Genomic DNA, 12,809 nt, shown 5'->3' with positions numbered 1-12,809 from the left:
GATAGAAAAATGAAAGCAAAACACATAGTTGTTTATTTGCTACTAGCTATTGTTTCCTCTTCATGTATCCGCGAAGAAGCTCTCAATGCAGAAGCAGACATATTAAGTTGTATACTACCGGGAGTAGCCATGACAACCAGTCCTATTATTAACAATAATTCCATAACTATCTTTGTTGGTCCGGGAACTGATATTTCAGAACTCAAGCCTGAATTTACACTGACTCCGGGAGCTGCGATCAGTCCGCTTAGCGGCACGGAGCGAAACTTCAATACCCCACAGGAATATACTGTTACAGCTGCCGATGGTGTTTGGAAGAAAACGTATACCGTATCAGTGATCGACACGGAACTTGCCACAAACTATAATTTCGAAGATACACTGGGCGGAAAGAAGTACTACATATTTGTGGAACGCGAAGGAGATAAGGTCGTCATGGAATGGGCCAGCGGAAATGCGGGTTATGCCATGACCGGAGTAGCTAAAACAGCCGATGATTATCCCACTTTCCAAATAACAGACGGAAAAGCCGGCAAATGCCTCTCCTTAGTGACACGCAGTACCGGATTCTTCGGCCAGATAGCAGGAATGCCTATTGCGGCAGGAAATCTGTTTATCGGCTCTTTCGATGTGAATAACGCTATGAGCAATCCTCTGAAAGCAACTAAATTCGGCCTCCCTTTCCGGCATGTACCCACTTATCTGGCAGGTTATTATAAATACAAAGCGGGAGATCAGTTTACAGAAGGAGGAAAACCTGTGAACGGGAAACGGGATATCTGTGACATATATGCCATCATGTACGAAACCAGCGAATCTGTTCCTACTCTTGACGGAACGAATGCATTCACCAGTCCGAACCTGATTTCAACAGCACGGATTAATAATGCCAAAGAAACGAACGAATGGACTTACTTTAAACTTCCTTTCATCACTCTCCCCGGAAAATTCATAGATAAGGAGAAGCTAAGGGATGGGAAATATAATATAGCCATCGTGTTCACCTCAAGCCTGGAAGGAGATCAGTTTAACGGAGCAATCGGAAGTACATTACTGATCGACGAGGCAGAGTTAATCTATCGCTCGGAAAATTAGCGGAATTTCGAAGAAGAATTTTCCATAGCAATACGCTGATAATGCGCTCAAACAATGTACTCATACAAAACGTACACATTATCAAACAAACGGAATTAAATAACTTTATAACAATCATAATGATAAAAATCTATCCGTATATATTCAGTTTACTAGCCTGTATAGGAATAGCTCTCCCCGGCTATTCACAGGTAGACCGAAATGAAACACTGATCCGTTCCGCCCTTCACGGACTGGAATATGAGATTAAAGCAGGTTTCAGCATTGGCGGCACAGCCCCGCTTCCCCTTCCGGTAGAAATCCGTTCGATTGACGGATATAACCCGACACTGGCCATCAGCATAGGGGGCGAAGTAACCAAATGGATTGCCGTTCAGAACAAACTCGGAATCATAGTCGGACTCCGGCTCGAAAACAAAGCAATGATCACCGAAGCCACCGTAAAAAATTACAATATGGAAATTCTCGGACAAGGAGGTGAAAGAATCAGCGGAGTATGGACGGGCGGAGTGAAAACCAAAGTACATACCGCCGGACTGACTATACCTCTAATGGCTACCTACAAACTAAGTAACCGATGGAACATCAAAGCCGGACCTTATTTCTCGTATCTGCTTTCAAGAGAATTTTCAGGTCATGTGTACGAAGGATATTTGCGGGAAGATGATCCCACCGGTCCGAAAGTAGAATTTACCGACGGCAAAATTGCAACCTACGATTTCTCGGACGACTTGAGACATTTCCAGTGGGGATTACAGGTGGGAGCCGGATGGCGAGCTTTCAAGCACCTCAATGTGTATGCTGATCTCACCTGGGGATTGAACGATATATTTAAAAGCGATTTTAATACAATCACTTTTGCAATGTATCCTATCTATTTGAATATAGGTTTTGGGTACGCATTTTAAGTCTCACCACAGATTACACAGATTAACACAGATTGATTTATAAGTCATAGACTATCAATATAAATAATCTGTGTAATCTGTGGTGAACAAGAAATTAATTTCCACCAGACTCCGCCACCTGTTTCACTCCGGAGTAGGTCACCTTTACAGTCTGTTGCAATGTAGGCACTTTCACGTTAATGGTCATGTCTGCATTTCCATCTTCTACCGTTCCTGTAACAGTTACAGGACAAGTACCCAAAGCAGCGGCATTTCCCTCAAACGTAAGGTCTTGCTGTCCGGTAAATGTAGACACACCTTCCCCTTTCTTCACTTCACACTTATCAACAACAATATCTCCAAACTTCAGAATCTGTTGATTGATGAACAATTCAAACTCCTTCAGTTCAATCTTCACTTCCGTATTGCTGACCTGCGATAGGGTAATAAACTTCTCTATTCCATCTCCTATGACAATTTCCTGGTCAGAACCATCCGGTATCATGGATATATCCAGATTTCCCCAATACGTTCCGACTACATCCGGAGCCGTTATCACAGCTTCCTCTTCAGGAGGATTCCCATTATCCTTGTTATCACTGTCGTCATCGTCACTGCTACAAGCAGCAAAGAAAGTAAGAGAGCAGACCAATGCCAATAAATACAATAGATTCTTTTTCATACGTCTTTGGTTTAGTTATTATAATAAATTTCGTCCCTTATAAACTAAAAAGAAGAAAAAAGGTTCAATATGCTTCCTTTTTCGAAGATATTTCGAGTTCACAACTTTCTTATCGAAAACTTTGTTATATTTGCATATAGTAATTTTAAAAAAGCCACAACTATGTTTAATTCATTTGGCAATATCTTTCGGCTCACAAGTTTCGGTGAGTCTCATGGAAAAGGAGTTGGAGGAGTGATTGACGGATTTCCGGCAGGAATTGTCATCGACGAAGAATTTGTACAACAAGAACTTAATCGTCGCCGTCCGGGACAATCCATTCTTACCACTGCACGTAAAGAAGCTGATAAAGTTGAGTTTCTTTCAGGTATTTTTGAAGGGAAATCCACCGGATGCCCTATTGGTTTTATCGTTTGGAATGAAAACCAACACTCCAATGACTACAACAATCTGAAAAATGTATATCGTCCTTCACACGCTGATTACACGTACACAGTGAAGTACGGAATCCGTGACCACCGTGGCGGCGGACGTTCTTCCGCACGCGAAACGATTTCGCGCGTGGTAGCCGGCGCATTGGCTAAGTTAGCACTTCGTCAACTGGGTATCAATATCACTGCCTATACTTCGCAGGTAGGTCCTATCAAATTGGAGGGTACTTACTCGGATTACGATCTTGATTTGATAGAAACAAACGATGTACGTTGTCCGGACCCGGAAAAAGCAAAAGAAATGGCAGACCTTATATATAAGGTGAAAGGAGAAGGCGACACCATCGGTGGCACACTGACCTGCGTCATCAAAGGATGCCCCATCGGACTTGGACAACCTGTTTTCGGTAAACTTCACGCTGCCTTGGGCAACGCCATGTTAAGTATCAACGCTGCCAAAGCATTTGAATACGGCGAAGGATTCAAGGGATTGAAAATGAAAGGTTCCGAACAGAACGATGTTTTCTATAATAACAACGGACGCATCGAGACACATACCAACCACTCCGGAGGTATCCAGGGAGGATTGAGTAATGGTCAGGATATTTATTTCCGTGTAGTATTCAAACCGATTGCAACGTTGCTGATGGAACAGGAAACCGTCAACATTGATGGTATCGACACCACCCTGAAAGCACGCGGACGCCATGACGCTTGTGTACTGCCCCGTGCCGTGCCTATCGTGGAAGCAATGGCCGCCATGACTATACTTGATTATTACTTACTGGATAAAACGACGCAACTGTAATGAACGAAATTCAGAAATACATAATAGCGCACGAACCGGAAATGATGAATGACCTGTTCAGCCTCATCCGCATCCCCAGTATCAGTGCTCTGCCGGAGCATCACGATGATATGCTGGCTTGTGCGGAACGCTGGGCGCAGTTGTTACTTGAAGCCGGAGCAGATGAAGCATTGGTGATGCCCTCAAAGGGTAATCCGATTGTTTTCGCTCAAAAGATGGTCGATCCGGACGCAAAGACTGTATTGGTTTATGCTCATTACGATGTAATGCCGGCCGAACCGCTGGAGCTTTGGAAAAGCCAGCCGTTCGAACCGGAAATACGGGACGGATATATTTGGGCGCGTGGAGCAGATGACAACAAAGGACAATCATTCATCCAGGTAAAGGCGTTCGAGTATCTGCTTAAAAACGATTTGCTGAAGAATAATGTAAAATTCATCTTCGAAGGTGAAGAAGAAATAGGCTCACCCAGCCTGGAGGCTTTCTGCGAAGAACACAAAGAGTTACTGAAAGCAGATGTCATCCTTGTCTCGGATACGAGTATGCTGGGAGCTGAACTTCCGTCTTTAACAACCGGTCTTCGCGGACTGGCTTATTGGGAAATAGAAGTGACCGGACCGAACCGGGACTTACATTCCGGACATTTCGGCGGTGCGGTGGCTAATCCCATCAACACACTTTGCCAGATTATCAGCAAGGTGACGGATGCTGACGGACGGATTACCGTTCCCGGATTCTATGACGATGTGGAAGAAGTTCCGCAAGCCGAACGGGAAATGATTGCGCATATTCCTTTTGACGAAAAGAAATACAAAGAAGCAATCGGCGTAAAAGAGCTTTTCGGAGAAAAAGGATACAGCACATTGGAACGTAACAGCTGTCGTCCGTCTTTTGACGTATGTGGCATTTGGGGCGGATATACGGGAGAAGGTTCTAAAACCGTACTTCCTTCAAAGGCGTATGCCAAAGTTTCCTGCCGGTTGGTTCCGCATCAGGATCATCATAAGATTTCGCAGATGTTTGCAGAGTATATTTCAAGCATTGCTCCGGAAACTGTTCAGGTGAAAGTAACTCCAATGCATGGAGGACAAGGATACGTATGCCCGATTTCGCTTTCTGCTTATCAGGCTGCCGAAAAAGGCTTTGAAATTGCTTTCGGAAAGAAACCGCTGGCAGTACGCCGTGGTGGTAGTATTCCTATCATTTCTACTTTTGAACAAGTATTGGGAATCAAAACTGTATTGATGGGATTCGGTTTGGAATCAGACGCCATCCATTCACCAAACGAAAACTTTTCACTGGATATTTTCCGTAAAGGGATAGAGGCAGTCATTGAATTTCATCAAGAATACGCCAGACGATAAAGCGGACAGACAAAAAGTCTAATTATAAACGGTATATAAAAAGAGCGATGGACAAGTGTTTGATTACAAACCTGTCCACCGTTTTTTTTTATATATTTACAGATACCAACAAATTACATGACCGGAGTCTGGAAAAGGAAAGTGAATGATTGACTGTCTTTCAAATCTTTCACTGCATCACCTGCATAAATCTCTCCCTTTGTCAGAGACAATTTCTTAATCCCTGCTTTCGGACTAAAATCTATTTTCTTCAAGTCCAGCCAAAACATATTCGGTGTCAAAGTAGATTCGAAATAATACACTTTATTCTTCTGATCGGAAACGGAACGCCAACGGGTAGAAGAAATATAAGGCTTCTCCGGCGTGTTAATACCAAATGGCACAGAAACATTACGCATCACACTCAATACACTGGGAACTGCAATTTTTGCATCAGCAGTTTGCGGAATGGCATGAATGTAGAAAGAAGCCCTAACAAAGCGGTCACTCGCACGATTTGTTCCCGGTAGCATCTGTAAGCCACCAATTTCTTTCCAATAATCATTAATAGCCAATTGATAGTCATATCGGGGAGAATTTGTCATCACCCGGTATTCTTTCCCTTCGTGAATACTCAATTTTCCATCCAGATATTCCAATACAGCCGTATTCCCAGTTTCATCGGTTATAGCCAGATGCAAGGTAGATTCCGGTCCTCCATTCGGCATACGGGGAGCATCAATTCGGAAAGTCTCTTTTTTCAGTTCATCCACGGCTTCGCGTACCGTAGCAAAGTTATCGAGTACGTACTGTGTCCAAATACTGATTCCCATTGCCGGACGGGTATCACCGGGAAGAGAGTAAATGGATTCCGGTAAGAAAAGCAGACTCGCCACCAATCCTTTCTCGTTCATTCCATCGCAAGTACCAATATCATATCCTGTGGCAATCACACTTCCGTATTTGGCAGTCCAGTTCACCGTTTTATCCTTGTTATGTCCCGCACGCTGAATACCACGTGGAAACACATAGATATTCGTCATGATATCTTCTTTCCAGTCCATGGTACGCCCCGTTATCACCATCTGATCAGGACCTATGTATACTGCACGCGTACATGCTTCCACAGGCTGTATACTCCCCAAAGAGACGGCAGCCAACACCAATGCAACTCCTACTAATCTTTTCTTCATATTCTTTCTATTTAAATAATTGATACTCTCATTTTATAAATAACAAATATGCCACGATTATTGCCTACAAGAAAGATGATTTTAATGAAAAAAAAGAATTTATTCAGTGAATGAGGAAGTTTTTGGTTTTCGACGCATGATAGTTATCATCGCAGAACTCATTTCTAGCGATAGATATTAAATAAATGAAAAGGATATGCATAAAGTATTACGCGGAGGCAGTTATTACACCTTCGAGAAATACTGTAAAGTCACCAGCCGTTATGGAGTGACCCCACAACGGTGGGATATTGATTACGGGTTGCGGTTAGTAGTGTCTCTCTAACTTATGTATAAATGTTAAGTCGGCTTATTAATCGGCCAATCTATAAAGCTCATATCCTCCCAATGCCAGTATGTAGGGCAGATTATAAATTACATCAGCATCCTTCTCTACCTCCTCGGGATACTTTTGTAGTAATTCGCTGAAAGGCATAATAAGAGGATGTTGCAAAAATACCTTATCCTTCACCTTAGCACGTCTCCAGCCGGCCACCGTACGCTCGGCATTCCATCGGTACTTCTCCATGCGTACTAACAGATACAAAACTTGAGCTGGCAGATCTTCATTGAACATAGATTCGGATATGTGTGCCGGTGAGTGGTCACTCCGTCTGATGCCGTAGCCCAGTGTGCGACAAAATACACTATAGGCATCTAGTTGATAGCGGTTAGCCCAACGCAACGGCTCGCTTAGTTTATTCCACAAATACTGCGCCTGGTGGTTCATCAAAATAAAGTCGGCAGAGTGGTTACCATAGGATTCATACATCTTCTTCAATACCTCTTTTTGTTTGAGGCTTTCATCAGCATAACAACAATCGTATAAGTAGTTCACATACAAAGCCAGTTTATCTTGCAAGATGTTTTTCTTTATTCCCCTGTCTACCATACCAAACACCTTGACATAGCGATAGCGTCCCTTCTCGTCGTCCACCATCGACGACAAATCATTATTAAACTCCTGACGGATTAGCACACGACACTGATACTGATAAACTTCATGTGGTAAGTTGAGTCCTAATGAAAGACTCAAATCAGGATCATGCACACAAATGGCCACTGTAAGCATACAATGCTTATTTTGTGCCCACTGCTGCAGGCGGGTACGCATAGCAGTACTGCAAATATCGTCATGGCAATATTCCACCTCAATATCATCTATTTGGCTCTCTATATAGGGGAATTGAGCTTTGAAGTAGTCTTTCTGTGCCTCCATCTCGCGATCCACTAAAGTGATACGGGTACGTATACGTTCATCTGCAGGCAGACGGTCATCATAATTGGCATAATGGCAGATACGCAATGCTTCGAGTAGCAACGAACGTCCCACTCGGTTGAATCCCACGATAACCAGATGCACATAGTCTTGACTGGTAGCACTCCAACTTCCATCAGGTTGTTGTGTAATGCTTATGGGGCGATAATCCAGCGGATCATAACGCCTTTCACAATCAGCTCCATAAAGGCTCCATAGCTGCCGGGCCAAGTTTTCATGGAGATTAAAGGGCCGAAAGAAAATATTAGGCTTGCCTTCTATACAAAAGACTTCGGGCGGCAGATTCATTTTCTGTATGTTAGAATACGAAGGGATGCTATCAAACTGTACATACACAGGCATCATCTTACCATCATAACATTTACCACGCAGAGTACTTACCAAGTGCACAATAGCTATATTTTTAGCATCGCGCCCGTAACGTTCTTCATCACCCAGCACATATACTTCAATAGCACTCTCTATGTTCAACCGCTGAAGTTCTTCGATCGACTCAATGTTGCCAAAGTAAACAAGCACTTGTCGCTCAACTTCAACAGGCAGGGCCGACTGTATACGATGCCGCACCGTTGCCGACTCCATACCGCTCATCAGCAAAATACGTGCCGAAGGACATTCGTCATACAGTTCACGTATCATATTGATAGACAATTCGTTGAATCCGATCAGTACATAATGATTTTTTATATTACGGTAGGTCATTCGCCCCGCGTATACCACTCCCACACGCCGCTCTATAATATTAGAGATAGTAGAGATGAGCACACCGCCCAGTAAAACGGATCCCGAAATGCTGATAAGCCCCACTAATATCCTGTTAGGCCAGGCAGTCTCTTCTATTTGGTTACCGGGATCGACAAAGTTGTTGTACACTGCCCAGAGCCTTTCTCCCCATTCCTCGTGTCCATGCAATTGGATGGAAAAGAGCATCGCGATAATAAAAAAGATAGCCAGCGCCGTAGCAATGGTAACGAGTAGCAAGGTGAGCTGTGACTTGATACCGCCCGAAATGGTGCGATCTATATACTCTTGCGAGAATATCTTCTTGTAGTAGTTTGCAAAACGGTTCATAGTAGTCCATATAGATTTATGTACAAATATAGTGTATTTTTCTATAAATCAAGTAGTTTTCCACTAAACTATTTCAGCCATACACTTTACCTTGTTACTGTGCGGAAAATTAGAAATTCTTCCGGAAAGTACATCCATTTCTCCATTCCGAACACCCGTAAGCAGTCTTCCCTTTAATGATGGTTCCTTTACCACAAAGTGGACAGGGTTGACCTACAAACGCATCTACCTCACCTGCTGCAGAAGAAGTTGAAGCTGCCATGGCCACCGGAGCAGGAGAACCGGGCGAATCAGTCTTCACTTCATTCGTCGTTTTTTCCGCTTTTGGTTTCTTTTCTTTCGGTGTACTCGGTTTTCGTTCACGCTTTTTAGGTTCTTTCTTTTCTTTCTCTTCGGCTTTTGCAGCAACTGCGTCCTGAATAGTTATGCGTCGATTCGTATTATCAGAAAGTACACTCATTACGATCTCTGAAACCATCTGCTTTAGTTCTTCGAGGAACTGGCGGGCATCGTATGTTTTCTTTTCAATCTCACGCAACTTCTTTTCCCAAATACCTGTCAATTCTGCCGATTTCAATAATTCTTCGTGAATAAGCTGCACCAACTCCACTCCTGTCGGGGTGGCAATCAGGTTCTTTCTTTCTTTACGGATATAATTTCGCTTGAACAACGTCTCAATGATTGCAGCACGGGTAGACGGACGGCCGATACCATTCTCTTTCAAAGCATCGCGAAGTTCATCATTGTCCACCAGTTTTCCGGCTGTTTCCATTGCACGAAGCAAGGTTGCTTCAGTATAAGGTCTGGGCGGCTGTGTCCATTTTTCATTCAGGTCCGGAATATGAGGACCACTTTCACCCTTCACAAAAGCAGGAAGTACATTTTCATCCTCTTCCTCTTTTTCTTCAGTAGGGTCTTTTACTTCCTTGGCAAACACGACACGCCATCCCGGTTCCAGAATTTGTTTTCCGGTTACCCGAAACTCTATCTTATCCACTTCTCCCATTACGGTGGTAGTAGAAATTTTACAGTCCGGATAGAACACGGCTATAAAACGACGGGCTATCAAGTCGTAGACACGACGTTCCATATCCGTCAAGTTTTGAGCATAGACTCCGGTTGGGATAATGGCATGGTGATCCGTCACTTTCGAGTTGTCAAATACCTTTTTTGATTTAGGAAGTGTAGTGCCAGCTAACGGAGCTGTCAAGACTTCGTAATCACGGAGTCCTTTCAGGATAGCAGGACATTTCGGATAAATATCATCGCTCAAGAAAGTGGTATCCACACGCGGATAGGTAGCCACTTTCTTCTCATAAAGAGACTGGATCAGTTTCAGTGTTTCATCGGCCGAATAAGCGAATTTCTTGTTACATTCTACCTGAAGGGAAGTCAAATCGAACAAACGTGGAGCGTATTCCTTCCCGTCTTTCTTGCCGACATTGGTGACTACAAAAGGTAGGTCTTTAATACGTTCTACCAATGCTTCGCCTTCTTCCCGGTTGGCAATAGGGTCGATGCCCGGGTTATCTATTTTCTTTTTTCCGCCGTTCTTTTCCTCTTCCGCGGCAATTTCTTCATCACTTTTGCGAATGAGTGCAGAGAAAGTGGTATTACGATAGTTTGTTTTCAGTTCCCAATATTGTTTGGGTTCAAAATTGGCTATCTCCAATTGACGGTTGACAATCAATGCCAGCGTCGGTGTCTGTACACGACCGATAGAGAGCACCTGTTTGTTTTGACCGTATTTAAGGGTATAAAGACGGGTAGCGTTCATTCCCAACAGCCAATCACCCATCGCACGGGAAAGACCGGCTTCGTAAAGTGATTGAAATTCAGCTTGGTCTTTCAGTTTCGAGAATCCTTCACGAATAGCTTCTTCCGTCAACGAAGAAATCCACAGGCGCTTCACCGGACAGCGTGCGCCAGCTTTTTGCATCACCCAGCGCTGAATCAATTCTCCCTCCTGCCCGGCATCACCGCAATTGATGATTTCATCCGCATTCTGCATCAGCCACTCTATCACATGAAACTGCTTCTCAATACCCGGATCATGCCCAATCAGCTTGATACCGAAACGTGGCGGAATCATCGGCAGACTGCTCAAGCTCCATGATTTCCAGTTAGGGGTGTATTCATGTGGCTCCTTCAGGGTACAAAGATGCCCGAATGTCCAGGTCACCTGGTATCCGTTTCCTTCTATATATCCTTCTTTTCTGGTATGAGCGCCGAGTACTTCGGCTATATCACGTGCTACAGACGGCTTTTCGGCTATGCAAACTATCATTTTTTCTCTTCTTGTTTTTAAACTATCAATTTGCAAAGTTACACGAATATTTGTCTAAAAGAACAATATCCCACAAAATATGTTACCTTTGCAAGAGTAGAATTCTTATAACAAAGAACAAGTATGATTGATTTAAACCGCAAATTGCCCATCGGAATACAAACTTTCGAGAAAATCCGCAAAGGAAATTATCTGTATGTAGATAAAACCGCCCTTGTCGGAAAAATGGTGTCCACAAGCATCCCCTATTTCCTTAGCCGTCCCCGACGTTTCGGAAAAAGCCTGCTGATTTCCACTTTCGAGGCTTACTTTTTGGGACGCAAGGACTTATTCGAAGGACTAGCCATCTCACAAATGGAAGTTGACTGGCAAGTCTATCCGGTTTTTCATATTGACTTGAATGCACGCAAGTATGATTCTCCGGCAGATCTGATAGCGATGCTCAACCAACATCTGGAAAAATGGGAAGCAATCTACGGAACCGAAAAGCAAGATCGACAACCGGAAGAACGATTCGCCTATATTATAGAACGCGCATGTGTGCAAACCGGAAAGCAAGTAGTCGTATTAGTAGACGAATATGACAAACCTCTTTTGCAAGCTCTGGATAATCTGCCCTTGTTTGAAGAATACCGCAAAATGCTAAAAGCATTCTATGGAGTATTGAAAAGTGCTGACCGCTATCTGCGTTTCGTATTTCTGACAGGTGTTACCAAATTCTCACAAGTCAGTGTATTCAGTGATTTGAATCAACTGAATGATATCAGCATGAAACCGCCTTATGCCACCATTTGCGGCATCACCAAGCAGGAACTGATAGATACATTCACTCCGGAATTGGATAAGCTGGCCTCATACAACCGGATGACACCAGAAGATACAATCCATAAGATGACCTCACTTTACGACGGGTATCATTTCTGTGAATATGCAGAAGGCATGTTCAATCCGTTCAGTGTATTAAATGTGTTCGATGGATATAAATTTGAGAATTACTGGTTTCAGACAGGCACTCCTACTTTCCTTGTCAAGATGCTGATGGATAGCAACTATGACCTGCGAACGCTCATTGACGGAGTGGAAGCAAACGCAGCGTCATTCAACGAGTACCGGGCAGAAAGCAGGAATCCTATTCCGCTGATTTATCAAAGCGGGTATCTGACGATTAAAGAATACGACCCTCGTTTCAAGACTTATCAACTTGCTTTTCCCAATGATGAAGTGAGATATGGCTTTATGAATTTCCTTCTGCCATTCTACTCTAATATTCCCGATAATGAGCAAGATTTCTATATTGGCAAATTTGTCCATGAGTTGGAAAGTGGCAATATCAATGCTTTTCTAACCCGCCTTCAAGCCTTCTTTGCCGATATACCTTACGAACTGAATGACCAGACAGAGCGGCATTACCAGACTGTTTTCTATCTGATATTCAAACTCATGGGACAGTTCACACAAGCAGAAGTACGCAGTGCAAAAGGACGGGCTGATGCAGTTGTCAAAACACCGAAGTATATTTATGTATTCGAATTCAAACTAAATGGCACAGCCGAGCAAGCATTACAGCAAATCGAAGATAAAGGGTATCTTATCCCTTATCAGGCAGATGAACGGGAAGTCAAAAAGGTTGGAGTAGAATTCAGTACTGACACACGAAATGTCAGTCGATGGCTACCCGAGGAATAAGAGAGTAT

General features: G+C 43.5%; 9 protein-coding genes and 1 pseudogene. 6 read left to right on the top strand and 4 right to left on the bottom strand.

Going from position 1 to position 12,809, the window contains the following annotated elements; genetic code table 11:
• The first annotated feature begins 9 nt into the window (after positions 1-9).
• Positions 10-1,095: a PCMD domain-containing protein gene (locus KTR06_RS06455; RefSeq protein WP_032843984.1), complete on the top strand. Its 1,086-nt coding sequence runs from the start codon at positions 10-12 to the stop codon at positions 1,093-1,095.
• Positions 1,096-1,214: 119 nt separating this feature from the next.
• The gene (locus KTR06_RS06450) at positions 1,215-2,003 is read left to right on the top strand and encodes a porin family protein (protein WP_162613006.1); all 789 of its coding nucleotides are present in this window, start codon (positions 1,215-1,217) and stop codon (positions 2,001-2,003) included.
• A gap of 94 nt (positions 2,004-2,097) precedes the next feature.
• Here KTR06_RS06450 and KTR06_RS06445 read toward each other — a convergent pair whose 3' ends face one another.
• Entirely contained in the window at positions 2,098-2,664 is a 567-nt protein-coding gene (locus KTR06_RS06445) for a calycin-like domain-containing protein (RefSeq protein ID WP_004299469.1), read from the bottom strand.
• A gap of 162 nt (positions 2,665-2,826) precedes the next feature.
• On the opposite strand from KTR06_RS06445, the gene aroC reads away from it, so the two are divergent.
• Complete coding sequence (aroC, locus tag KTR06_RS06440) at positions 2,827-3,903, top strand: chorismate synthase (protein ID WP_008024813.1); 1,077 nt, start codon at positions 2,827-2,829, stop codon at positions 3,901-3,903.
• Positions 3,903-5,267: a dipeptidase gene (locus KTR06_RS06435; RefSeq protein ID WP_087318873.1), complete on the top strand. Its 1,365-nt coding sequence runs from the start codon at positions 3,903-3,905 to the stop codon at positions 5,265-5,267. The genes aroC and KTR06_RS06435 overlap by 1 nt, the downstream gene beginning before the upstream one ends.
• 113 nt (positions 5,268-5,380) lie before the next feature.
• Here the strand turns inward: KTR06_RS06435 and KTR06_RS06430 are convergent, their stop codons facing one another.
• Entirely contained in the window at positions 5,381-6,439 is a 1,059-nt protein-coding gene (locus KTR06_RS06430; protein WP_008024815.1) for a linear amide C-N hydrolase, read from the bottom strand.
• Positions 6,440-6,620: 181 nt separating this feature from the next.
• Between KTR06_RS06430 and KTR06_RS24655 the strand changes: the two are divergent.
• Positions 6,621-6,764: pseudogene (locus tag KTR06_RS24655) on the top strand (formylglycine-generating enzyme family protein); the annotation flags it as partial.
• 27 nt (positions 6,765-6,791) lie between these two features.
• Here the strand turns inward: KTR06_RS24655 and KTR06_RS06420 are convergent.
• Together KTR06_RS06420 and KTR06_RS06415 are read right to left on the bottom strand one after the other, a co-directional pair.
• On the bottom strand, positions 6,792-8,828 hold the full coding sequence (locus KTR06_RS06420; RefSeq protein WP_004313572.1) for a hypothetical protein: 2,037 nt from the start codon (positions 8,826-8,828) through the stop codon (positions 6,792-6,794).
• Positions 8,829-8,937: 109 nt separating this feature from the next.
• Positions 8,938-11,115 carry a DNA topoisomerase 3 gene (locus KTR06_RS06415; RefSeq protein WP_217290083.1) on the bottom strand — a complete coding sequence of 726 codons (2,178 nt, stop codon included), beginning with the start codon at positions 11,113-11,115 and terminating at the stop codon, positions 8,938-8,940.
• A gap of 123 nt (positions 11,116-11,238) precedes the next feature.
• On the opposite strand from KTR06_RS06415, the gene KTR06_RS06410 reads away from it, so the two are divergent.
• Positions 11,239-12,801, top strand: a complete 1,563-nt coding sequence (locus tag KTR06_RS06410) for an ATP-binding protein (RefSeq protein WP_004313570.1) — start codon at positions 11,239-11,241, stop codon at positions 12,799-12,801.
• Positions 12,802-12,809 lie beyond the last annotated feature (8 nt).

It is taken from the genome of Bacteroides sp. MSK.20.12 (assembly GCF_019052435.1).
GTDB lineage: Bacteria > Bacteroidota > Bacteroidia > Bacteroidales > Bacteroidaceae > Bacteroides > Bacteroides xylanisolvens.
This window is presented reverse-complemented; position numbering and strand designations above follow the sequence as displayed.